This is a genomic window from Leucobacter chromiiresistens (genome assembly GCF_900102345.1).
GTDB classification, from domain to species: Bacteria; Actinomycetota; Actinomycetes; order Actinomycetales; family Microbacteriaceae; genus Leucobacter; species Leucobacter chromiiresistens.
The window spans coordinates 1,490,320-1,513,917 of sequence record NZ_FNKB01000001.1; the positions used below are offsets into that span (position 1 = coordinate 1,490,320).

Consider the following 23,598-nt stretch of genomic DNA (forward strand, 5'->3'; position numbering starts at 1 on the left):
GATAATGGCGTTGTGATGAGCGATCGCGAGTTTCCCAGCCGGCTGCGCCGGCGAACCGTGTCAGGGGAGATTGTCGCTGCCACGATCATGATCGTTCTCGCTTTGCCTTTGACGGTTGTGGGCCTGCTACAAGCGGCACCCGAACCGCTAAGCCACGGGCAGTTCACATGGATTATTACCCTCCTCGTATTGCTGCATGTGACCGGGTTCTTCTGCACCGGGCGTCCGATCGCGGCGTTCGTCGGTGGATCGGTGCTAATGCTCCTCCTCGCGTTCACGATCGTTCCTGGCATCGGTAGCGCAGCGCTCCTGCCGTCAAGCGTCGCCTACCTGTTGTTGCTGTGGCGTTTGGCCTCGAGCCAGAACCGCCGGCACTCGCTCGGCGCCCTGATTACTGGCCTACTCGGGGTCGGCCTCATCACCGCGGCAAGCGCAGTGCAAACCGCTTTCAGCGATCGCATGACGTTGTTGTTTGAGACGGTAAGCCTCATCGCCGCGATCCTTGCGGCGTGGGCTCTCGGTGCGCTAGCACGCCAGTCGCGTCTCGCAGAGTACCGGCGAGCTCAAGAATCGATGCAACATGCTGTCAGCGAAGAACGGGCGCGGATCAGCCGGGATCTTCACGACGTCGTGTCGCACTCGCTAACGGTGATGATCGCCCAGGCAGAGGCCGCTCGTATTGTGACCGAATCCAGCGCCTCCCGCAACAGTCCGGAGGCCGATGCCGCGTTCGAGCGCGTCGCGGAGACCGGACGCGAGGCCATGCGTGGCCTGCGCAGCATGATCCATACGCTCGGAGATCCTGACGCAAGTCCGCTGACACCGGTCTCCGGGGTCGATGCGATCGCCGGGCTAGTCGAACACGCCAATAGTGCTGAGCATACGATTGAGCTGACTGTGCAGGGCACCCCGCGACGCTTGGCGCCTGACGCCGATCTCGCGGCATTCCGCGTTGTCCAAGAGGCGGTCACCAACGCGATCAGGCATGTCCGGCCACCGATGCGAATCGACGTCAGCCTCGACTGGCAGAAAACGGAGACCGTTGTCACGGTGGGTGACGACGGCGGACAAGGTCCTCTGCGCCGAGCGGCAGACTCGCACGGGACCGGGTTGATCGGCCTTGTCGAGCGGGTACGGCGCGCGGGCGGCGACCTAGACCTTCGGAAGGGGCATGGTTGGCGCGTGCGCGCGACACTGCCCGTTGAGGAATCCTCATGAACAGACCGATCTCGGTGCTGCTTGCCGACGACCAGGTGCTACTGCGTGAAGCGCTCGGCACGGTGCTCGGCGCCGACCCTCGCATCGAGGTCGCAGGTGGTGTCGACGACGGAGCGGCAGCCGTGTCGTTTGTCCTGTCGCATCGCGTCGACGTGGTCCTCATGGACGTGCGGATGCCGGGCATGGACGGCATCGCAGCCACTGTCGAGGTTCTCAGAGTGAGCCCGCAGACCAGGGTACTGATCCTCACGACCTTCGACTTGGACGAGTATGTGTTCGGCGCGATCCAGGCCGGTGCCAGTGGCTTCCTCACAAAGGATACGCGACCGCCAGATCTGTGCGATGCGGTGATCCGAGTCGCTGAAGGAGACGCCGCGGTTGCCCCGCGCGCCGCGGCGTCACTGCTGCGACACGTGCGCCGCCAGGTGCTGCCGTCCGACGGACTCCTCGACGCGCTCACACCGCGCGAGTGCGAGGTGTTCGCGCTGCTGGCACGCGGGGCCTCTAACGCTGAGATCGGTTCGAAGCTCTACCTCACCGATAACACTGTGAAGACACACGTGAAGGCCGTACTCGCGGGTCTGGGGCTCTCCGATCGCATCCAGGTCGTGATCTGGGCGTACGAGAACGGCCTTGTGCAACCGGGCGACAGTTCAGCGGTTGGTGAAGATCACCCGCTCAGGTGAGCCGCTCTCGCCTGCCGGAGCGATGATCTCGGCCGTCTCTCTCGGAAGAGTAGATGCCATGAACGCCACTGCTCTTCCTCGGACAAGTACGCCGGAATCCCGCGTGCGGGCTTTGCTCTGGCTTGGCACTGCGCTCGGCGTCCTCATGCTCTCAGCGAGTCTGGTGTGGTTGGTCGCGCCAGAGCTCAGCCCCTACGCTGCTCGTCCGAACCCGGCGCCGATCCACCATTTGTTCAACAGCACTGCCCTCGGCCAGATTGCCGCTGCTGCGCTCCAAGCATGCGTCGGCGCAATGGCGTCTGCAGTCGGACTATCAGCGCTGTTCGGCAGGCACGGCATGACTCCGCTGTTGAGCGGCGTCGCCATTGCCATTGGCATGGCGTGCGCGGTCGGTCTGACTGGCCTGCGCGGACTCGCCATCGCCGGCTATACGCTCGCATACCTACTGCCCCTGATCCTTCTCGCGCTCGCCGTGTTCGCGATGAGGACGCCCGCAATGCGCGTGTTCGCCACACTCGCCGGTCTTTCCGTGATGGGCGTCCTGCTGCTCGGACCGACCCCGCTTCGCTCGTTGTACTTTGACTTCGCCGTGGATCTGCTCACCGTACGTTCTGTCACGCCACTGGTCTTAATGCTGTTCGCGGGGATCTGGTTCCTGGTCGGCGCGTCATTTCTGTACCGCACTCCGGGAGCGGCCGGGGTGTTTGTGCTTCGGCACCGTGTCGCCATCACGGTGATCGCGGCGTGCTGCGCGCTGCCGTACGTCATCGCGCGGCTCAGCTGGCTGACGCCATGGCCACTTTTCGGAAACCCGCATGAGTCGGACGACCCCTCTCTGACATTCGCCAACGGTCTCATCCTCGGCTCAGCGATGCTCGCTGGAGGCGTCTTGACGCTCGGACTCATCCTGCCGTGGGGCTCGCGGGTGCCTCGCTGGTTCGGCCGTGTCGGAGGTAGGGCAATCCCCACGGGGGTGGCCGTCGTTCCCGCACTGACCGTGGCCGTCCTATTCACCGCTGCTGGACTCGACTCTCTGTTGCTCGCGGGTGAGTCGCCTACTGGGATCGCGATACCTCTGCTGACCACGGCTTTAGTCTTCCCGTTCTGGCTTTGGGGGCCACTTCTGGCGCTCGCGACGTGGGGATATGCCCTGCACCGCCGAGCCGAGAACGTATGACCTCGCGGTCCACCACGACTTGGAAAGAAAGAGAATGCTTCAACAAACTTCTGAATCGAATCGAGTGGAGACTCGAGGGTCGACCGTGAGCTGGGCTGCTCTCGGGCTAGGGGCCGCCGTCGGCGTCCTCGCGCTCCTGCACTCGGCCGCAGACTATGTCGCAGTCAACTCGCCGAGCTGGTTTGTCCTGGCAGGCATCGTCGTCGCTGTTCTGGCCCGTGTATTCGCACGGACGACGGGGCAGCGCTACGCCGGGCTGCTCATCGCGACGGCACTGCTGCTGCCGACCGCGTGCACGCTGTTGCTCCTGCATCTGCTGCGAGCGGTCGGGGCGATCCCGTTCCCAGTGGATCCGATCTCCGCCTGCGTTTCGCTCGGGGCCGCAATCGCGCTTTTTAGCCTGTGGTTCTTACCGAACCCGCTCAGACCCGGACGCGATCTGCGCGTACCAGTGCCTGCCTGGATGCCCCTCATCGGGATCGCCGCGTCGCTCGTCTATCCAACACTCAAGACGCTCTGGGCGTTCGGGATCGACGTTGCGGCCCCGCCTGACACGGTAGGCGTCGTCGATGCGACCTTCTATATAACGGTGGCAGTATCCCTCGCCGCGGTACCGGCGCTCGTGATCGCCATGCGCTGGTGGAATCGCCCCGCGCCGAAATGGGTGCGACCTGTCGCTCTGATCGGCGGCCTCCTCCTGCTATCCCTCGGCGTCTCAGGGCTGTGGGGCGTGGCGCGGAGCCCCGCCGACGATCCCGCTACCGGCCTGCTCGTGTACGGCGGATGGTTGGTCTGGGGCATGACGACACTGGCGACCGCAGGAAGGCTCTCACCCAAGAATCACAAGACACGCTGACTACTCCAAGCACACCAACAAGAAGGAAGACATGCACATGAACGAGACCATCCAGACTTTCCGCGTCGAGATCGCGGAGGCCGCCGTCGCAGACCTCCGCTCACGCCTCGCGAACGCCCGATTCGAGCATCCGCTTCCAGTCGATGATCGCAGCACCGGCATCCCGTCGTCCGAGCTCCAGAGCCTCATCGCGCGCTGGGCCGAGCACGATTGGCGCGCCACCGAGGAACGCCTGAATGCCCTGCCGCAGATCATCACGAGCATCGACGGGCAGAACATCCACGCGGTACACGTGCGGTCGCCGCATCCGGAGGCGACACCGCTGCTGCTGATGCACGGCTGGCCGGGATCGTTCCTCGAGTTCGAGAAGTTGATCGGGCCTCTGACCAATCCGGTCGCGCACGGCGGCGATGCGGCCGACGCGTTCGATGTTGTGGTCCCGTCACATCCAGGGTTCGGCTTCTCTACGCCACTGGTCGGACACGACTGGAAACGCGGCGACATCGCCGCGGTGATGCTCGAGCTGATGACTCGACTCGGCTACGACCGGTTCGCCGTGCAAGGAGGCGATGTGGGCGCGGGTGTCGCTCCCGAGATCGGACGGCTCGCCCCTGAGCGCGTGATCGGCGTGCATGCGAACGGGTCGGTGGGCTCATTTGTCGGCGAGGTCGATGAGGAAACCGCAGCGGCGTTGACTCCGATCGAACAGGATCGGATGCGACGGGTCGGCGAATTCATGCAGAGAGAGTTCGGCTACATCGCGATCCAGTCGACACGGCCGGGACTGATCGGTGCGATGCTCACGGACAGTCCCGTCGCCCAGTTCGCGTGGATCCATGACAAGTTCCAGGAATGGACGCACCCCGCAGATGTACCGGCTGCTGAAATCGTTGGTGAGCAGTTCCTGTTCGACAACGCGTCGCTGTACTGGTTCACGGCGACGGGCGGGTCGGCGGCGTACGTAGGTTATGCGCAGGATGCAGGTTGGGGCGCAGAACCCTCAAGCTCCGGGGTGCCCACTGCGGTGATCGTGTTCGCGCACGACGTCGGACTGCGCTTCGCGGAAGAAAAGGCGAACAACATCGTCCGCTGGACGGATGTCGAAGAGCGCGGCGGACACTTCGCCGCACTCGAGGAACCCGATTTGCTGCTGGACGATGTAAGGGAGTTCTTCCGGCCGCTGCGGTGAGCACGGCACACAAGTGACATTGTGGGGCCAGGGCCTCCGTTCAGAGGGGATACGTCAGATGCACGCTTGGTTGTTCGCAACAGCGTTTGTGCTCTACACCGGCGACTATGTAATCGCGGGCGTCTTGCCTGAGCTTACGAATGATCTCGGTGTTACCGAGGGGCAAACCGGGCAGCTCGTCGCGGTATCCTCATTGACGGTCGCCCTGGCCGCACCGATTGCGACAGTGGTCCTTGCCCACGCCTCACGTCGGCGCCTGTTCGGATTCGCACTGTTGGTCTTCATTTTCACCAAATCCACAGCAGCTGTAGCTCCGTCTTTCGCCGTGCTGATGATACTGCGGGTTGTCGCGGCGATGGCTCTGTCGCCGGGCAAGCGCTGGCACTCAACACCTCCGGGACCTACCTCGGCGTCTCTATGGGAGCCGCGATCAGCGGTGTTGCCATATCCGGGCTCGGGATAGCTGCACTTCCGCTCATCGCCGCGGCGTTCGCGCTCGAAGCACTCATCCTGCTCGCTCTCGCACGCCGAGCGAACCTGGCCGGGTAGGAAGCTCGACAAGAACAAGTACGGGCTGAACTTCAAAGGACTCGTTGTGCATCCCGTGGTCGGGCTCGCAGACGAGCTTGATCCTATGCGGCGCACATTGCAAGCGTCACGTTCTGCCCGCCGAACCCGAAGGAGTTGCTGACCGCGCTTCGTACTGACTTGCGGCGAGTCTCCGAGACCACGTCCAGATGAATCTCGGGGTCGATGTTCTGCAGGTTGGCGGTTGCGGGAATGACATCCGATTCAAGGGTTCGTGCCGTGATGATTGCTTCGAGGGCTCCGGCCCCTCCGACCAGGTGGCCCAGCGCACCTTTCGGAGCCGTGACGTTCATGCTTTCGCCGAACACTGTACGGAGCGCCTGCGCTTCGGCGCGGTCGCCGATGATCGTTCCGGTCGCGTGGGCATTCACGTGGTCGACGTCGTTCGTTGTGAGGACGCCGACTGTGAGTGCCTTGTGAATGGCGCGGATCTGGCCGGTTCCGCTCGGTTCGGTGCCGGTGATGTGATGCGCGTCCGAGGTGATGCCCCACCCGGCAAGCCATGCGTGGACGCGCCCGCCACGCGCGGCAGCATGGGTTTCGCTTTCAAGGATCACGATGCCGGCACCCTCGCCGAGTACGAAGCCTCGGCGCTCGGCGTCGAACGGCCGGGAGAGCCGCTCCGGAGGGCCGCCGTCCGGTTTGGCGAGAGCTTGCGCTTGGGCGAAACCGGCGAGGGTCAAAGGTGTGATCGCCGCTTCGACTCCGCCTGCAATCACTACGTCCGCGTCTCCGTCTCTGATGAGTCGAGCACCCAACGCGATCGCCTCCGCTCCTGACGCACAGGCTGAGGCGGGTGTGAAGACTCCGGCTTTAGCTGCGTACTCGATACTGATCTGAGCCGAAGCGCCGTTGGGCATCAGCATGGGCACGGTTCGCGGTGACACTCGCCGCGGACCGCGACTCTCAAGTACGTCGTCTTGGTCGAGGAGGGTCTGCACTCCACCCACGCCGGTTCCGACGGACACCGCTAGGCGTTCGGGATCACAGTCGCGAAGGCCTGCGTCGCGCCACGCCTCGTCGGTTGCGATGAGGGCCATCTGCTGGCTTCGGTCGAGCTTCCTCGCACGGACACCGCCCAGAGTCGCCTCGAGGTCGGCCGTCACAGGAGCGGCGACACGAACCGGGAGGTCTGCCCACGCGACATCAAGTCTCTCCAGTTCGCGCACTCCCGAGCGCCCCTCGATCAACCCCGACCACAGAGCATCTACCCCGAGTCCCAGTGGGGTCACCGCACCGTATCCCGTCATTGCGATTCGCATCTGCATCCTCCTGGCTTGTATGGCATACAAGCCAGTTGTATCACATACAATTGAGTTATGGCCAGTATGGATCAGCGCAGCCAAACCATTCGCGGGGTCGACACACGCCGGAGGATTCGCGACGCTGCGATGACGCTCTTCAGGGATCGCAAGTCCGCAGATGTCACGGTGAGCGAGCTCGCGGAGGCGGCTGGGGTGTACCCCAACCAGATCACCCACCATTTCGGCTCGAAGGATGCGTTGTACATCGATGCCGCTTTCGGGCTTCTGCTACTGGATACCGAACGTCTCCAGAAGGCGGGGCGCCGGGCGCCAACGCCAGATGCTCTGCGACGAGTGCTCGCTCGAACCGCTCTCACTATGCCGTCCACGACCGTTGTCGTGAGTGCGCTCGGCCTTGCGCGCGGGAATCCCATGGTGCAGCCGGCTATCGAGGCTGGCCTTGGTCTTCTGTTCCGCCGATCCGAACGTTTTCTGGAGCGAGTGCAGAGAGAACACGGATGGACAACCGACCAGGGCATTGACCGTGCTACGAAGACATTCTGGAGCGCGGTCTTCGGAGCCGTGCTCATCTCTCAGGCAGGGTTCCCAGGAGGGCCGTCATCCGTTGACGTGGCAGCCACGCTATCCCTTCGACTGGCTGATGAGAACTAGTTCTTGCCGGCCAGGAGGTTGTTGACGCTTCTTGGGAACTGCGGCGCAGACGGGTACGATGAGCCGTATGTCGAGCCCTGAATCGGACACTCAGGGGCTTTCGGTCACGCCGTCAGCCCCTCACCTCCGCTGAGCCCCTAGCTCTGCCGCCCAGTACTGCACGCAGTACGACATTCGGGCGTTTCTTTGGGCGCTGACCGTGGTGACGAGACGTTCTCTTGTTCGTACTCTCGCTTCGGAGCTATCTCGATGCCTTTCGCTCTCTATCTTCTTGCCCTGGTGGTCTTCGCCATGGGCACTTCCGAGTTCATGCTCGCCGGCCTCGTGCCCGACATCTCCACTCACTTCGGCGTTTCCGTGGGGACTGCTGGTCTCCTGACCTCGGCATTCGCCGCAGGTATGGTGATCGGCGCACCTGCGATGGCCGCGCTCACTCGTCGCCTCCCCGTGAACGCGACACTCTTGGGTTGCGTGATCGTGTTCGCGCTGTCCCATGTCGTAGGGGCACTCACGCCGGACTTCACTGCACTGTTCATCACGCGCGTGATCGCCGCGATCGTCAATGCGGGTTTTTTGGCGGTCGCGCTGCGAGCGGCGACGCAACTCGTGGCACCTGACGCCAAAGGTCGGGCCGTGGCGGTTCTGCTGGCGGGTACCACCGTCGCAACCGTCGCCGGCGTCCCCGCGGGTGCTCTGCTTGGTACGGCACTCGGTTGGCAGTCGACGTTCTGGGCGATCGCTTTTCTCTGCGTCCCCGCTGCGATCGGCATCGCCGCGGGCTTCACCACTCAAACTGACAACTCGTCAAGGGAGGATCCGTCCTCGACCTCGCTGCGGGTGGAGCTGGCTCAGCTTGCCTCCCCGCGCCTCGTCTTGACGATGCTGCTCGCTGCCCTGGTGAATGCCGGGACCTTCGCCACACTGACCTTCCTCGCGCCGATCGTTACAGAGACCGCCAGTCTGAGCCAGTGGTGGGTGTCGGTGGCGCTTGTGCTCTTCGGCGTCGGCTCCTTCACCGGTGTCACCGTTGCGGGACGGCTCTCGGATGCCCGACCCCGAATCGTCATCGTGGGCGGTGGCAGCGTTCTGGTGCTCGGGTGGCTCGCGTTGGCGATATTCGCGACGAACCCCGTTGCCCTGCTCGGACTCGTTTTCGTTCAGGGTGTGTTGGGGTTCGCTGTCGGCAGCACGCTGATCACGCGAGTGCTCTATGCGGCGGCGGGTGCGCCCACCATGGCCGGGTCATATGCGACAGCGGCGCTCAACGTGGGCGCAGCCGTCGGTCCCGTACTTGCCGCTGTCGCACTCAGTGTTATGCCGGGCGCGCTCGGGCCCGTTTGGGTGGCCGCCATCGCGACCGCAACGGCATTGCTGCTCGCAGTTCTCCTTCTTCGGCTGATTGCACCCGTCGAGAGCGAAGCGGTCAAGTGACGCACGCAAACTCTCCCCTGACGGTCGAAGGCGGTCGCCGACTCATCGCGCGTTGTCGGACTTGACCTCTCGCGCATATCGCCGCCGAGATGGGCATCTCTCGAGCCACCGCATCCAAATGGGTCGGACGTTACCGCCGATTCGGTGAACCCGGCTTGCACGACCGTGCGTCTACTCCAATCCGCCAGCCAACGGCACCGCGGAACGAAATCGTGGTGATGATCGAAACCATGCGACGTCACCACAAGTGGTCGGCTTCACGAATCGCCTTCGAGTTGGAACAGAGCGGTAGGAATATCAGCCGCCGTATGGTCACGCGCCTGCTCGCACATCTCGGGCTGAACCGCCGAGCGACGATCGACCCGACCGGCGCAACAAACCGGGAGCCGCAGAGGATCGTGGCTGAGCGCCCCGGTCACATGGTGCACACCGACGTGAATGAAGACCGGACACATCCCGAACGGCCGAGTCGATTCCTGCTAGAATTCCTCCCATGAGTTGGCAGCAGCGATTTTCCAGCCCCCGGCCGGGTAACGGCCGCGGGGTTCTCGACGTGCGCCTATAGCTCACTGGGTCTCCGCAGGCGCGGCCGGGGGTGTTCTCCTCGTTCATCAGCCCACAATCCTGTTGGAGACTCTCATGGCTCATGCCGATTACTTGACCCCTGAACAACTCTGCCGCGCCCTCGACCTTCGGGATCTCACCGATCCCGCCCAGGGTGAACATGCCATCCAAGCTCTTCTGAGCGCCGTCGTCGCAAGTCTCGAACGCAGCTGGGGCAGCACGATCCGGTACGTGCGCAGCTCTCCCATCGTCTCGATCACCGCGAACTACGACCGCCTCGGGTATGCCCGGAGCGATGTCACCCGCGCCCGCCGCTACACCCGATACATCAGCCCGACGGCCATGCTGCGCAGCCACATGAGCGCGGAGCTCCCCACCGCGCTGGAAGCCTACGTCGGCTGCGGAGATGTCGATGAACTGATCGTCGCGCCGGGGCTCGTGTATCGACGCGACGCCGTCGACCGCAGCCACGTCGGAGAACCTCACCAGGTCGACCTGTGGCGCATCCGCAGCACGCCAGGCACCAGAGACGAGGACATGCTCGACATGATTGGAGAACTGGTCGATGCCGTTCTCCCAGGAGCCGAGTGGAGGATCAGCGAGGCCGAGCACCCCTACACTGTGGGCGGGCGTCAGATCGATGTTCGGCATGACGGTGAATGGCTCGAACTCGCCGAGTGCGGACGCATCCACCCAGCGGTGCTGCGCGACTCAGGGCTCGACCCCGAGCAGTGGTCGGGACTGGCGCTCGGGATGGGGCTCGAACGGGCGCTCATGCTGCGCAAGGCGATCCCGGACATCCGCTATCTGCGAGCCACCGACCCGAGGATCGCCGAGCAGATGCTGACCCTGGAACCGTGGCGGCATGTATCCACGCTGCCACCGGCCCGACGCGATATCTCCGTGGTCGTCACAGACGAAGAGGACGAGGAGACCCTTGGCGATCGCATACGCACGGCGCTCGGTGACGACACTGACCTGATCGAGACCGTCGCAGTACTCAGCCGTACCGAGCATGAGAACCTGCCCGAGACCGCACGAGCGCGGTTGGGGACGCGGCCGGGGCAGGTCAATGTGCTGCTGCGGATCGTGCTTCGCCCGATCGACCGGACACTCACCGCAGATCAGGCCAACTCGATCCGCAACACGATCTACCGTGCCGTCCACGAGGGGCCGGTGATGGAACTCATCTGAACCCGATATGCCTGCGTTGCGAAGCCTCCCTTCAACTCTGACCGAATGGGGCGATCACCAGCGTTATGAGTGCGGCAGTGCTCAAGACGGTTCGTGTGTGGTTCCATCTGTTCCAGGGCGCCTCGAAACCCTTGCGCGTGTCGTGGAGCCGCTGTGCCGTATCTGCGGATGCCCGGTCGAGCGCGCGGTTCAGCGGCACGTTCCCGGCGGCAGTGATGCCGAAGGAGAGCATCGAGCAGGCAGCGCCCACGACGAGCCATCCGAAAGTCGATGCGTCCTCTCGGCCGACGGCCAGGATCGCGCTTGCGACGGTAGTGAGTGGTGCGGCGAGGAAAACGCTGAGGAACCAGCCGTTGAGAATTGCCCCGTTGATGGCGCAGAACGCTCTGACGTAGCTGCGATCGTCGATGTGTCTGAATTCGGGGCTGATCGCGCAGGAGAACGCGAAGAACACTCCGGCCAGCAGCCCGTTGGTGACGACACCGGCGGCAAGCACGATCGTGGAAATACAGTCGAACACGATCGTCACCCCAAGCCGGAGGTGAGCAGACGATCGATCGTGACCTCGAGGCTCGACTCCCCACGGATAATGCGGTCGCCGCGCGGGGCAAGCAGCCCTTGCTCGTCGGCCCGGTAAAGTTCGGCGAGGCTCTCGGCGATATGCGGACGGAATCCCGCATCGACTAGTGCCCCGGTCCAGGTGTCCTCAGGCATCGTCGCAACGTGCAGCTCGCGCCCGAGCGCGGTACCGAGCACCGTGGCGACATCGCGTTCCAAGTAGGCAGGACCGACGATATCGACATTCTCGCTGCGAGCGGGCGGGGAGAGCAGCGTCTGGGCGGCGGCGACACCGATGTCGCGAGTGGCGACCATGGGAACCGGCGTCTCGGCTGACGCTGCGAACACCGGGTAGACGCCAGTGTCACGAGCGACGTCGATCACGTCGACGACCTTCTCCTGAAAATGCCCCGAACGCAGCGCAGTCACAACCGCGCCGGTCGTGAGGAGCGCTCGCTCGAGCCGATACAACCCCACGATCGGGCCGGTGCCCTCGGCCAGATCCGCCCCGCCCGAGGACAGCATGACGACGTGCGGTACCCGCCGATCCGCGACCGCGCCGCTGATCGAAGCGATCAGGGCATCGGCGTGCGCATCGAGGTCGTCGGCAGTCAGATCGAACGGCAGCAACGCGAAGAACCCGGACGCTCCCTCAAGCGCGTCGCTCAACGCCGTCTGGTCGCTCAGTTTCACGACGCGGGTCTCGGCACCCTGTGCCGCCCATGCTTCCGCATCGATCTGGCGGCGCACCAGCACGCGCACCCCAGCCCCGGCATTGAGCAGTGTCCGTGCGGTCACCGATCCGACCCTGCCTGTGGCTCCTGCGATGACGTACATGTCGGTTCCTCCTGTGAGCTTCGATTGATTGTTCTTCGACGCTATGCGGTAGTGACCGGTAGAACCATGCCCATATAGGCAAAGTTCTTGCTTATTCGTCTGATCCAACGGACATATCCGTTCAGGGATGTGACACGATTGCAGGATGGAGGGCATCTCGCGTTTCGAATATCAGGATCGGGTGGCGCGCGTGCTCCACACGCTACGAATGCGCAGCACCTTCTACTGCCACGCCGAACTCTCGGAGCCTTGGGCCTTGGAAATGCCCGCGATCGCTGACTCGGTGAGTTTTCACGTCGTTACGGCCGGGTCCTGCTGGCTGCGCTTGCCCGAAACCGACCCGATCGAGTTGCGCGCCGGAGACCTCGCCTTGGTTCCGCACGGCCTGGGCCACGACCTGCTGGGTGACGCCGACGCGTGTCGCGGCCCGAGGGTCGACCTCCTTCCCCAGGAGTACCTGAGCACGAGCTACTCGATCCTCCAGCACGGGGGCGGCGGCCGGGCAGCACAGCTGATCTGTGGTGTCGTCTCCTTCGACGAGCCTGCCGCACGCGAACTGATGCGCACGCTTCCCCCCGTGATGTTCATCGGCGGCGATACGCTCTCGGCCGCGTCCTCGATCAAGGACACCCTGCGCCTCATGGCAGGCGAGCTCGCCTGCCCGCAGATCGGAGGCGAAGCCGTCGCGACCAGACTTGCCGACGTTCTCGTCGTACAGGCGATCCGCTCCTGGCTCATCAGCGACGCGACGGCCCCCGCAGGCTGGTTGCGCGCACTCGAAGACGACAGAATCGGTCGCGCACTCGAAGCGATCCACCACAACCCCGGCGACGAATGGAACCTCGGTCGTCTCGCCAGGGCCGCCATGATGTCCAGGTCGTCGTTCAGCAGCCGCTTCACCGCACTGACCGGCGAAGCACCGATCGCCTACCTCACCCGCTGGCGCATGAGCATCGCCGCATCACGGCTGCGCGAAGAAGACATCACCGTAGCACGCCTCGCCTCCGAACTCGGCTATCAGTCAGAGGCCGCATTCAACCGCGCCTTCACCCGGGTCAACGGCCAGACCCCCGGCTCTCTGCGTGGACGCCGGAGAAGATAGCTGAACGGCCTGGGCTCACATATCGGGCGGATCTGCGCGGTTGTCACGGAGGAGAGCGCGGACGTAGCCGAATCCTGCGACAGCGTGGAGGAACGCTCCTACGACGCAAAGGACTCTGCCTGCGGCTCCGACTGGATGGAGCGCGGGGACCAAGCTGACTCCGATGAGCGCAAGGCCTGCCATAAGCGCCGCGGTACGTACCTTGCCGACACGGGAGACCTTCGGCGCTCGTGCAGGACGAGTCACCAGGTAAGTGACGGCAAGTGCAGCGTCGACGGCTGCGATGGTGAGAACGACTCCGAGGGAGAGATGACCTGCTACGGCGAGGGCGAGTGCGATCGTCGCAACGCCGACGCGGTCTGCGACAGGATCGAGTACCGCTCCCGTGGCACTGACCTGGTTCAGGGCGCGAGCGAGATAGCCGTCGATCCAGTCGCTTGCGCCGAAGACCGCCAGGAGTACGACAGTGAGGACCGGCTGGGCATGGTGGAGGACGAGGATGACAATCGGAACCACGAGCCCAAGCCGCAGCAAGGTGATGAGATTGGGCAGAGTCGCCCAGTCGGGGCGCGGGTGTGCCGAGGACATGCGGTTCATGCGCGCACCCCACGCTTGTGGCGTGCGAAGAGCCAAAGGACGAGTGCAGCGGCCACGACGATGAGTGCGGGCAGAGTGTAGCGCTCAACGACGTCGAGCAGTGCGTTTCCGATGAGCGCACCACCGACGACCCAAAGCCCCGCCCAAAGCAACGCCGCGACACCACAAGCGGTTGCGAACCGCGAGTATGGCACCGCTGAGGCGCCGGCTGCAGCAGCGACAAGGGTGCGGATACCCGGAAGCAGACGGGCGAGGATCACAATCCAGAACCGGCCGGCAACGTAATATCGTGCCTTCTCCCAGCGGTCCCGGCCCAGGCGCTTGATCAGTCTGGTGTCGCCGAGGCGGGCTCCAAGACCGCGTCCGACCGCGAACCCCACATGATCTCCGAGGAATGCGCCCAGCGCAGCAACGAACACACCGGCGGCGAGCAGCTCGGCACGGTCAGAGAGCGTGACCGCGGCCAGGACGATGCCCGTTTCCCCCGGGAGGACAGCACCGATACCGAGGGCTGCGTCAAGGGCCGCGAACAGGAGCATGCAGGCGAGCAGGAGCGTGACGTGCTCGCCTGCCTGCGCAAGGAACATGCGGAGAAGATCGACCATGCATACGACGGTAGATTCACGGGTCAACGTGCCGATATTGCCGAATGCCCATTCATGACCTAACGATCGTGAGTTCACCGGGCGGAGTCGCGCGCATAGATTGGGAGTATGAGTGGTAGCTCCAATGATCCCGCGACACTCCGCCGTCGGCAGACCATCGTTGGATGCGTCGTCGCGATCAGCGGCGGCACGTCCACGCGTTGGTTGCCCGATGCTCCCGTGCTGGTGCTGAGCCTTATTGCGACTGCTGCGATCGTGCTGATGTTCGCAACCCCGGCTGCGCGGGTGCGCGTGATCCTTGCTGGTTCCGTGCTCGCCGCTACCGTCGTCAGGCTCCCCGAGTTGCGAGTCGAGGAGATCGTCGAGGGCCTTGTGTATGGTCTGCTGACCGCCCTGGTGCTCGCCGCACCGCTGACCACGCGGCGCGCGGTGTCGCAGAGGCGAGAGTTTCACCGCCGAGGCTGGGAGCTTGCCGCGATCGAATCCAGACGACGGGCAAGCCAGACCCGTGAGGTCCTGCAACGAGAGCGGATGAGCCTTGCCGCGGAGATGCACGACGGCCTCGGCCACTCCTTGACGCTCATCGCCGTCCGGCTCGGACAGCTCTCCCTCACACCCACGCTTCCGGATACCGACCGGGCAGAGGTCTCCGGTATCCGCACGATCGCAGCGGACGCGGCGGATCAGCTCGGCCTCGCCGTTCGACTGCTGCGCCAGTCCGAAGACCCGGCTGCCGGATGGAGCTCCCCGAGCATCGACGAAGCAGTGACCGGTGCTCGTCAGGCCGAGATGCACGTGGAAACGCACATCGCCGCAGATCTGTCCGACCGACTCAGCGATGAAGCGCTCAACACTGTCGCGCGGGTGGTGCAGGAAGGGCTCACCAACGCGTCCAAGCACGCTCCTGGGCAACCGGTCACCGTGCGCATCGAGGTCGAGGGCGATATTGTCACTGCGATCGTTTGCAATCCGCGTGACAAGGAGGCGTCCTCAGCCCATCCGCTCGATGGTGGATTCGGACTGCATGGCCTGCGGCATCGCGCCGCGATGCTGGGCGGCGCCCTCACCGTCCATCAGATGCCGACCGAGTTCGCACTGACCCTCACCCTTCCCGCGCACGCACGCCCATCCGCGGACAGCGCAGCACCTGATGGCGACATCGTCGCCGCCGAGGACGATGCCGCGATCCTTCGATCCCGCGCCACCCGTGCTGCCATCGCCGTTCCCACAGCCATCCTCGGCGCACTCGTGTTCATCGCGGTCGCTTACTTCGTGCTCGCCAACACGCTATCGGTGATGACCACGGCACAGTTTGCGGACATCTCCGTCGGAGACACCCAGGAGACGGTCGAGCGATCCCTCCCCGCCCTGGAGATGCTCGATCCTCCACGCGATGAGTTCCCGCCTCGCCCCGACGAGACCTGTCACTATTACGAGGCGGAAATCAGCTTCTTCGAACGAGTCGACGTCCACGTCGTCTGCTTCGCCTCCGACCAGGTCAGCAGGATCGGAACGGTTCCCGCGCCATGACCCCGGAGGATCGCACCGACACCCCGCCGATCCGTGTCCTGATCGCGGATGACGACCAGCTCGTCCGCACCGGCGTCGCCGCTATTCTCGCCTCCGCCACTGACCTTGACATCACCGCCCTCGCCAGCAACGGCCACGAGGCCGTCGACGCCGCGGCAACACACCGCGTTGACGTCGCACTGCTGGATATCCAGATGCCACGACTCGACGGCATCGGAGCTCTCCGTGAGATCCGGCACCGACTGCCCGAGCTTCCGATCGCCATGCTCACCACCTTTTCCGACGACCATCTCATCGCCGATGCGATCAACGCCGGCGCCCTCGGTTTCCTCCTCAAGTCCGACGAACCTCAGCAACTCATTGCCGGCGTCAGGGCCCTCGCGCACGGCGGAGGCGCGTTCTCCCCTCGAGTCGCCCGCTGGCTCGCCGCCGAGCAACGAGCGGGCCACCGCACCCGAACCGCGCGAGACGAACTCACTGCCCTGCTCACCGAGCGCCAGATCGAGCTCCTCACCCACATCGCTCGCGGACTCTCCAACGCCCAGATCGGCAGGGCCATGCATCTGTCCGAAGGCACCGTCAAGCAATACGTCTCCCAGCTCTTCAACACCCTCGGCATCGACAACCGTGTCCACGCCGCCATCACCGCCTACCGACATGGACTCATCACCTGAAGCCGACCCTGACCACACTAATGGTGGGTAGTGGCGCACTCGAGAGCATGGTCATCGTCGGCATCTAGATGGCGGTCGTCTACAGCGGCGCAATCTTTTAACCAAAGTGGACAGCGCGTCCGCGATCAGTCCCCGCTCCCCTGATCGTCGAAGGCAGTAGCGTCGTGACGGTTTCGATGCGCGTGATGATCGCGAGGGATGGCTACAAGCACCTCCTGCGCACGGTCGCGGCCAAGGACGACGACCGCGAGCCAACCCCGTAGGGCCGGCAAAGTAGTTGCGTTTCGATCGGGTAGTTTCTGCGGTTCCCAGATTACGGGCTTAAGGGTCGTTCGTGCTGTCCGCACAGGCCTCAGTCAACCTGCGTCTCGATGCAGTAGCGTCGCAGTTCTGCGATCATCGCGGTCTTGGGGGTGCTGACGAAGCGGAACGCATGGCTGAAACGGACGCGCATTCCTCCAGCCTCGAGGTAGCCGTCGCAGGAAGCGCGTCGTCCGTGGGTGACGACAGAAATGACCTCCACCCGCTCGGGAGAACGGCGGGCGCACCTCTCGGGCTGCACTGGGGCCGCTGTGTGTGGATTTCTCGATGAGCGTCCAGCTCATGTCATCGGCAAGCCACTCGGAGAGGGCCTCCAGCTCTCCCTTGGCCCGGTTCACAACGAAGTCTCCGTCAACGCACTTCCGTGAAGACTCATGGTGCTATGGCTCGATCCGATGCGCCCGGCCTTTCTCCGCGATCGGCACGCACATTTCGATGGGTCTATCAGGCTCCCAGCTGACCTGTCCTTGGTAGATGATGCCGAGTTTCCCGGTGGCGCCGTCTCGCTAGTCGGCCATGGCGAAGCAGTGTCGCCGCCGTGTTGCTCCTGCTCACGTCTCACAACTCACATCGAGTCGCCGCTCGCCCATGAGCCGAACTTCGGGGACGCTGCTGTACCACGCATGATGAGAATCACGCAGGGCACGTAGAGTGCTGCGGCGCAGAGCCAGAGGAAGCCGTCGGCGTTGATGTAAGTGAGCGCGAAGATCGTTGTGAAAGCGACCGGTCCGAAGATCGATGTGACGCTGTTGATGCTGGCGAGCACACCCTGGAGGCGCCCTTGGTGCTGTTCATCGACGCGCTGGGAGAGAAGGGTTTGCAGAGCGGGGAGGCCGATGCCACCGATCCCCAGTGCCGCCAAGATAGGCGCCATGGAAAATGCGTCAGTGACAATCGCCAGGCCTACGAGACCCAAGGCGTCGGTAACACACCCGATGATGACTGTTTTTGCCTCACCGATCCACTCCACGATGCGGCCAGTAAGGAGGGCCTGCACGAGAACCTGTACGATCCCGAAGACGGACAGGGAGATTCCAACTTCGACGGGACTCCAGTCGAGGCGGTGTTCAGTAAACAGCACCCAGGTCGCACCTGGAGCCTGCCCAATGAATTGAACAAGGCCGAATGCGACTAATAGGAAGGTAATCCCAGGCACCGCGCTGAGGCCGGGGCGACCACGATGCTGAGCGAGCGACGCAGAGCGCGCAGGGGAATCAGGACGGGTCTCGCGTAACAAGATAAAGGTGAGTGCCAGATTGCTCGCTGAGAGAAGAGCAGCGAGCAAAAACGGCAGATGTGGCGAGATGGCACCGAACAGTCCACCCATGGCTGGCCCCGCGATCATTCCGCCGCCATAGCAGGCACTGAGTAAACCGAAACGCTTGGCGCGCTGGTGGGGTGGCGTGATGTCGGCGATCACGGTGGCGGTGACCGCATTGGTCGCTCCGGTTATCCCAGCCACTGCACGGGCGATATAGAACACCGACAGAGCGGATGTCGTGGCGAGCACGAGATAGTCGACGGTCGCACCGGCCAGGGAAACAAGCAGCACCCGGCGGCGGCCGAATCGGTCCGACAGTGTTCCCAGTACGGGGGCAAAGATGAACTGCATTACCGCGTAGAGCGCGATCAGCACTCCGACGTTCAGCGGAACCGCATCAGCGGTGACCCCTGCCTCGTGTAGCAGTGCGGGGAGAATCGGCATCACCAGGCCCATGCCGGCGGCGTCGAGGCTAGCCGTGATGAGGACCGTGGCCAACGAGCCACGAGCGGAAGTGAGAGATGACACCTTATCAACGATAAAGTTATCGATGATAAAGTGCAAGCATGGCTCAGAAACAAGCGCGACTCGATCGTGCAGCAGTCTTGCGCGGTGCGAGGCATGTGCTCAATAACACGGGGATCGACGGTTTCACCACGCGGGCGCTGGCTGCGCATCTGCGGGTGCAGCAGCCAGCGCTCTACTGGCACTTTCGGACAAAGGGCCACCTGCTCGGATCGCTCGCAGCTGATGTGCTTGATCGCGAACACCACGCCTCACTCCCAGAGTCAGGGGAGCGCTGGGACGACTTTCTCCTGCGCAACGCGCGGAGCTTCCGGACAGCGCTTCTGGCAGTCCGGGATGGAGCACGGCTGCACGCAGAGTTTCACCGTCAAAAGAGTGACCAGATGCCAGCGGGCTCGGATGCCCCCGAAAGTCAGATCGAGTTTCTCGTGTCCGAAGGATTCGCTGAGGTCTCTGCGGTCCGAGCTCTCATGGCTATCAGCCGCTATACGGTCGGTTTCGTACTAGAAGAACAAACAGCGCTCGACAACGGATGTGAGCCTGTCGATCAAGACCTAGATTTCGAGTTCGGGTTAGTTGCAATGGTTGAAGGGCTGGCATCAAAGCGATGAGGGATGCTCGCGCTTTGGGTCTCTGCGTCGGTAAGGTCAATCCTTTCCCGCTCCCGCAGCACCTCCTCCGCGATACTGACGATTCGCTCATGGCTACGGAGCTCACTAACGAGCAAATCAGGGACCGTATGCATGTCGCGTCGCGATCGCGGAACGGCACATCAGCAGCATCTTCACCATGCTCGACCTTAACGAGCGCACAGGAAACAAGCGCGTCATCGCCGTCCTCGAGTACCTCAAGAACTAAGCGTCGAGTGCGTGACCGGCGCGATGACCATAGGTAACGGCGGTTTAGCATCGGTGCCGCATCTTGACACGACTCAATCCGCGACAGCTAACCTCCGCATATGGAGTTCGACGGAATGGAGATCCCCGACGATATCGAGGTCACGGTCTGGGGGAGCAACGAGCACCGGCTCTGTAACGTCTGCCGCGCAGAATGCGACCCCGAGCCGAGCGGCGCCGACGGGTACGGCGTGTGAATCGTCTACGTCTGCCGCGACCACGGAGTCCAATCCGTCGTGGACCCATTCGAGCATCTCCGTTGAAGCGCGCTCTTCGCTATCTCCCTGCATTGACGCAAACATCGCGCTCTCCGCCTTCCGAGGGTAGATCCCAAGATCTGCGGCGCACCTGCCCAGTGTGACGATCTCGATCAGGGTCATGACCGCTGGGGACGGGTACCGGTACCTGCTGAACGCAGTTGTCGCTGGCGACGGGGATCGCGATGCGTCGTCAGCGCTGACAAGGTACTACCTTGAAGCAGGAACGCCTCCCGGCATCTGGCTCGGGGCCGGCCTCCCAGGACTCGCCGGAGAGATCGCCGTCGGTGCCTCGGTGAGCGAGGAGCAGTTACGGCGCCTCATGGGGCACGGGCAGGATCCGAACAGCGGCGAGCAACTGGGGCGTCCGTACCGAAAGTTTGCCACCGCGGGCGAGCGGACGCAGCGCCGCCTCGATCAGCTCCCGAAGTCCCTTACCGCAGGTGAGCGTACCGCGCAGCAAGCGCTGATCGAGGCGGAGGAAGCACAGAAGCCAACGAATGCGCCGGTCGCAGGGTTCGATCTCACGTTCTCGGTCCCGAAGTCCGTCTCGACCCTCTGGGCAGTTGCCGACGGCGGCACGCAAGCACTCATTGCCCAAGCTCACCACGCAGCGATCCGAGACATGATCGCCCTACTCGAGCGCGACGTCGCGATGACCAGGGTCGGCGCGAAAGGGGCGCGTGGCGCCGTCGCGCAAGTCGACGTGCGGGGTGTGATTGCGACTGCCTACGATCATTACGATTCTCGGGCCGCGGATCCACAACTCCACACGCACATTGTCGTCGCCAACCGCGTGCAAGCAGCTCATGACGGGAAGTGGCGCACGCTCGATTCTCGCGCTATCCACGCCGCCGTCACCGGCCTATCGGAGCATTACAACGCGGTCCTCTCGGACCATCTCACTCAGATCCTCGGCGTCGGGTGGGAAGCCCGTGAGCGCGGTGCGGGGCGCTCCACGGCGTGGGAGATCGTTGGCGTGCCGCAGGAGCTGATGGACGAGTTCTCTTCCCGTACTCGCGATATCGAGCAGGTCAAAGACCGGCTGGTCGACGACTACGTCTCGAAGCACGGGAGGCAGCCGTCCCCGAAGCTGGTGTGGCAGTTCCGGCAGCAGGCCACGCTCGAGACTCGGCCCCCGAAGCAGCAGCACTCTCTCAGCGATCTCACCTCCCAGTGGCGAGAACGCGCGACCGCGTTGCTGGGTGAGGACGCGCCAACCTGGGCGTCGGCACTGCTCGCCGGTAGTGAGCACGAACCGTTGCTGCGGGCAGACGATATCCCGTTGGAGGATCTCGAGGAGGTCGCCGAGGTCGTGGTGCAGCAGGTCGGTGACCGGCGAGCGACGTGGAAACGGTGGAACCTCCACGCGGAGGCCGTGCGACAGACGATGGCTCTCCGCTTCGCGTCCGCGAACGACCGGGACGTCATCACCCAGCAGATCGTCGATGCCGCAGAACGGGTCTCGCTGCGCCTCACTCCGCCCGAGCTCGCGAAGAGCCCCTCGCTGTTTCGTCGCGCGGACGGGTCGAGCGTGTTCCGACCCAAAGCCGGAACGGTGTTCTCCTCCGAGCAGGTGCTCGCGGCAGAAGACCGACTCCTTGGCGCGTCGAATGATCGGTCGGCGCCGACCGTACCGCTGGCATGGATCGAGGACGCTGCCAGAACGAAGAACCGCGACGGGCACACCCTGTCGGTGGACCAGGAGCAGGCGATCGCGAAGATCGGCGTCTCCGGCCGCGTCCTCGACGTACTCGTCGGCCCCGCAGGGACTGGGAAGACCACAACGATGCGTGCCCTGCGCCGAGCCTGGGAGCGACGCTACGGGCCAGGCTCGGTGACCGGGCTCGCGCCCTCGGCCGCTGCCGCCGACGTCCTCGCCGGGGATCTGGAGATCGGGACGGAGAACACGGCGAAGTGGCTGCATGAGCATCGCCTCGGGAAATGGAACCTCACGCGCGGACAGCTCGTCATCATCGACGAAGCCTCCTTGGGTGGCACGTTCGCGCTCGATGCCATCACCAGTCACGCCCAGCAGGTCGGCGCGAAAGTGCTGCTCGTGGGCGATTGGGCGCAACTCGCAGCGGTGGACGCGGGCGGCGCGTTCGGGATGCTCGTGCGTGACCGCGGCGACGCCCCGGAACTGGTCGATGTGCGTCGCTTCCGAAACGACTGGGAGAAGCAGGCGTCCCTGCAGTTGCGGATCGGCGACACCGACGTCATCGATACCTACATTGCGCACCAGCGCGTCACGCCGGGCGGATATGACGAGATTCTCGAAGCCGCCTACCAAGCCTGGCGCACAGACCTCGCAGCGGGAAAGAGCACGGTGCTGATCGCGGAAACCCTCGACACGGTCTCTGCGCTCAACACCCGCGCCCGCACCGACCGAATCCTCCAGGGCGACGTCGCTGTGGACGGCGTCAAACTCCATGACGGCAACGAAGTTTCCCGCGGAGATCTCATCATCACCCGCGAGAACAATCGGCGCCTCTCGCTCGGGCGAAGCTGGGTGAAAAACGGCGACCGCTGGCACGTCGCCCATGCGAACGACGACGGATCCCTCACCGTGCGGCGGGCAGGATCGAAGCGGCGCACCACGATCACGCTGCCCGTGAGCTACGTCGCCGAGCACGTCGACCTCGGCTACGCCGTCACCGCGCACCGTGCCCAAGGGGCCACCGTCGACACCGCACACGCGGTCGTCCACTCACCGGAAGTGACCCGAGAATCCCTCTACGTCGCGATGACCCGCGGCCGCGAATCCAACCGCGTCTACGTCGCCACCGACGAGCATCACCTCGAGGAGCATCAGCACCGTGAGGACCTGCAGAACACCGCCCGGAGCATCCTCTACGGGATCCTGCAGCACCCTGGCGCAGAGCTCTCCGCACACGACACGATCACCGTGGAGCAGGACTTCTGGGGCTCACTCGAGCAACTCGCGGCCGAGTACGACACCATCGCACAAGTCGCCGGACAGGAACGCTGGATCGCCCTCCTGCACGCCGGAGGCCTCACGGCGGAGACGATCGACGAGCTCGTCGAGACAGACGCCTTCGGGATCCTCACCACCGAGCTGCGCAGGCTCGAAGCCGACGGGCACGACATCGACAGTCTTCTCCCGCGCATCATCCAGGTTGGAGGACTGGACGAGGTGCAGGATCTCGGGTCGCTGCTGCGTTACAGGCTCCAGCGCATCACGGCGGCCTACCAGCCTGCTCCGCAGCGGACCGCCAGGATGATCGCCGGCCTGGTCCCGCGCGCGACCGGGATCACCGATCCCGCGATGAGGCAAGCCCTCGACGAGCGGGAGCAGCTCATGGAGCAGCGCATCGATGCCCTGGTCGAGAAGCTCCTCAAGCAGCCAGAGCCCTGGTTGACGGGACTCGACGAGACCGCTCCCGCAGAGGGTGAGGCTGCGGCACGGGCGGTCATTGCGTACCGCGACCGGTGGGGCGTCACCTCGAGCAGCCCACTCGGAGCGGTGCCCGGCGACGATGCTCAGCGCGTCGACTACGAACGCGCCCAGGGCGTGCTCGTGAGCCTTCAGCAGACCGAGCACTCCCCGGAGGAAGTGCGGTCCAGACGGAGTCAGAGGCGGTCGATTTCCTGA

General features: G+C 64.3%; 21 protein-coding genes and 1 pseudogene. 16 read left to right on the top strand and 6 right to left on the bottom strand.

The genetic code is table 11. From position 1 onward, the window contains the following. Positions 1–15: 15 nt before the first annotated feature. From BLT44_RS06890 to BLT44_RS16160, 6 genes are all read left to right on the top strand, one after another. Positions 16–1,218, top strand: a complete 1,203-nt coding sequence (locus BLT44_RS06890) for a sensor histidine kinase (protein ID WP_029608020.1) — start codon at positions 16–18, stop codon at positions 1,216–1,218. After that, positions 1,215–1,904, top strand: a complete 690-nt coding sequence (locus BLT44_RS06895; RefSeq protein WP_010154772.1) for a response regulator transcription factor — start codon at positions 1,215–1,217, stop codon at positions 1,902–1,904. Before BLT44_RS06890 ends, BLT44_RS06895 begins: the two co-directional genes overlap by 4 nt. Continuing rightward, a complete protein-coding gene (locus BLT44_RS06900) occupies positions 1,879–3,081 on the top strand; it encodes a hypothetical protein (RefSeq protein ID WP_143026018.1) in 1,203 nt (400 codons plus the stop codon). Before BLT44_RS06895 ends, BLT44_RS06900 begins: the two co-directional genes overlap by 26 nt. Positions 3,082–3,166: 85 nt before the next feature. Next, a complete protein-coding gene (locus tag BLT44_RS06905) occupies positions 3,167–3,937 on the top strand; it encodes a hypothetical protein (RefSeq protein WP_010154770.1) in 771 nt (256 codons plus the stop codon). Positions 3,938–3,974: 37 nt separating this feature from the next. Next, positions 3,975–5,126, top strand: a complete 1,152-nt coding sequence (locus BLT44_RS06910; protein WP_029608018.1) for an epoxide hydrolase family protein — start codon at positions 3,975–3,977, stop codon at positions 5,124–5,126. A gap of 58 nt (positions 5,127–5,184) precedes the next feature. Further along, on the top strand, positions 5,185–5,589 hold the full coding sequence (locus tag BLT44_RS16160; RefSeq protein WP_074690052.1) for an MFS transporter: 405 nt from the start codon (positions 5,185–5,187) through the stop codon (positions 5,587–5,589). A gap of 169 nt (positions 5,590–5,758) precedes the next feature. Here BLT44_RS16160 and BLT44_RS06920 read toward each other — a convergent pair whose 3' ends face one another. Continuing rightward, entirely contained in the window at positions 5,759–6,976 is a 1,218-nt protein-coding gene (locus BLT44_RS06920) for a beta-ketoacyl-[acyl-carrier-protein] synthase family protein (protein WP_331270899.1), read from the bottom strand. Positions 6,977–7,033: 57 nt separating this feature from the next. Between BLT44_RS06920 and BLT44_RS06925 the strand changes: the two genes are divergently transcribed. The 4 genes and pseudogenes from BLT44_RS06925 (at position 7,034) to srmL (ending at position 10,819) form a co-directional block, all read left to right on the top strand. Continuing rightward, the gene (locus BLT44_RS06925; protein ID WP_010154766.1) at positions 7,034–7,630 is read left to right on the top strand and encodes a TetR/AcrR family transcriptional regulator C-terminal domain-containing protein; all 597 of its coding nucleotides are present in this window, start codon (positions 7,034–7,036) and stop codon (positions 7,628–7,630) included. Between the two features lie 249 nt (positions 7,631–7,879). Beyond that, positions 7,880–9,061: a Cmx/CmrA family chloramphenicol efflux MFS transporter gene (locus BLT44_RS06930; protein WP_010154765.1), complete on the top strand. Its 1,182-nt coding sequence runs from the start codon at positions 7,880–7,882 to the stop codon at positions 9,059–9,061. Continuing rightward, positions 9,058–9,526, top strand: a pseudogene (locus BLT44_RS06935) (helix-turn-helix domain-containing protein); the annotation flags it as partial. The gene BLT44_RS06930 and the pseudogene BLT44_RS06935, both read left to right, overlap by 4 nt. A gap of 174 nt (positions 9,527–9,700) precedes the next feature. After that, positions 9,701–10,819 carry a PheS-related mystery ligase SrmL gene (gene srmL / locus BLT44_RS06940; protein ID WP_029608016.1) on the top strand — a complete coding sequence of 373 codons (1,119 nt, stop codon included), beginning with the start codon at positions 9,701–9,703 and terminating at the stop codon, positions 10,817–10,819. Positions 10,820–10,850: 31 nt separating this feature from the next. Here srmL and BLT44_RS06945 read toward each other — a convergent pair whose 3' ends face one another. Both BLT44_RS06945 and BLT44_RS06950 read right to left on the bottom strand, forming a co-directional pair. Beyond that, the gene (locus BLT44_RS06945) at positions 10,851–11,348 is read right to left on the bottom strand and encodes an anthrone oxygenase family protein (protein ID WP_010154763.1); all 498 of its coding nucleotides are present in this window, start codon (positions 11,346–11,348) and stop codon (positions 10,851–10,853) included. Beyond that, positions 11,345–12,214 carry an NmrA family NAD(P)-binding protein gene (locus tag BLT44_RS06950; protein ID WP_010154762.1) on the bottom strand — a complete coding sequence of 290 codons (870 nt, stop codon included), beginning with the start codon at positions 12,212–12,214 and terminating at the stop codon, positions 11,345–11,347. The genes BLT44_RS06945 and BLT44_RS06950 overlap by 4 nt, the downstream gene beginning before the upstream one ends. 145 nt (positions 12,215–12,359) lie before the next feature. Here BLT44_RS06950 and BLT44_RS06955 point away from each other — a divergent pair, with 145 nt between their 5' ends. Continuing rightward, a complete protein-coding gene (locus tag BLT44_RS06955; protein ID WP_010154761.1) occupies positions 12,360–13,316 on the top strand; it encodes an AraC family transcriptional regulator in 957 nt (318 codons plus the stop codon). Positions 13,317–13,331: 15 nt separating this feature from the next. Here BLT44_RS06955 and BLT44_RS06960 read toward each other — a convergent pair whose 3' ends face one another. Further along, positions 13,332–13,913 carry a CDP-alcohol phosphatidyltransferase family protein gene (locus BLT44_RS06960; protein WP_050803074.1) on the bottom strand — a complete coding sequence of 194 codons (582 nt, stop codon included), beginning with the start codon at positions 13,911–13,913 and terminating at the stop codon, positions 13,332–13,334. Then, the gene (locus BLT44_RS06965; RefSeq protein ID WP_010154759.1) at positions 13,910–14,518 is read right to left on the bottom strand and encodes a DedA family protein; all 609 of its coding nucleotides are present in this window, start codon (positions 14,516–14,518) and stop codon (positions 13,910–13,912) included. The genes BLT44_RS06960 and BLT44_RS06965 overlap by 4 nt, the downstream gene beginning before the upstream one ends. 108 nt (positions 14,519–14,626) lie before the next feature. Here BLT44_RS06965 and BLT44_RS06970 point away from each other — a divergent pair, with 108 nt between their 5' ends. Then, entirely contained in the window at positions 14,627–16,048 is a 1,422-nt protein-coding gene (locus BLT44_RS06970; protein WP_074690056.1) for a sensor histidine kinase, read from the top strand. Then, positions 16,045–16,722 carry a response regulator gene (locus BLT44_RS06975; RefSeq protein WP_010154757.1) on the top strand — a complete coding sequence of 226 codons (678 nt, stop codon included), beginning with the start codon at positions 16,045–16,047 and terminating at the stop codon, positions 16,720–16,722. The genes BLT44_RS06970 and BLT44_RS06975 overlap by 4 nt, the downstream gene beginning before the upstream one ends. Positions 16,723–17,608: 886 nt before the next feature. Here the strand turns inward: BLT44_RS06975 and tet(33) are convergent. Next, positions 17,609–18,832, bottom strand: a complete 1,224-nt coding sequence (gene tet(33), locus BLT44_RS06980; protein WP_074690335.1) for a tetracycline efflux MFS transporter Tet(33) — start codon at positions 18,830–18,832, stop codon at positions 17,609–17,611. Between the two features lie 38 nt (positions 18,833–18,870). Here tet(33) and BLT44_RS06985 point away from each other — a divergent pair, with 38 nt between their 5' ends. The 3 genes from BLT44_RS06985 to mobF all read left to right on the top strand — a co-directional run bounded on the left by BLT44_RS06985 (position 18,871) and on the right by mobF (position 23,598). Further along, positions 18,871–19,440 carry a TetR/AcrR family transcriptional regulator C-terminal domain-containing protein gene (locus tag BLT44_RS06985; protein ID WP_010154754.1) on the top strand — a complete coding sequence of 190 codons (570 nt, stop codon included), beginning with the start codon at positions 18,871–18,873 and terminating at the stop codon, positions 19,438–19,440. Between the two features lie 347 nt (positions 19,441–19,787). Next, a complete protein-coding gene (locus tag BLT44_RS16045; protein WP_255180144.1) occupies positions 19,788–19,922 on the top strand; it encodes a hypothetical protein in 135 nt (44 codons plus the stop codon). 160 nt (positions 19,923–20,082) lie between these two features. Beyond that, positions 20,083–23,598 (top strand): MobF family relaxase, encoded by a 3,516-nt coding sequence (gene mobF, locus BLT44_RS06990; RefSeq protein ID WP_040504913.1) that lies wholly within the window; start codon positions 20,083–20,085, stop codon positions 23,596–23,598.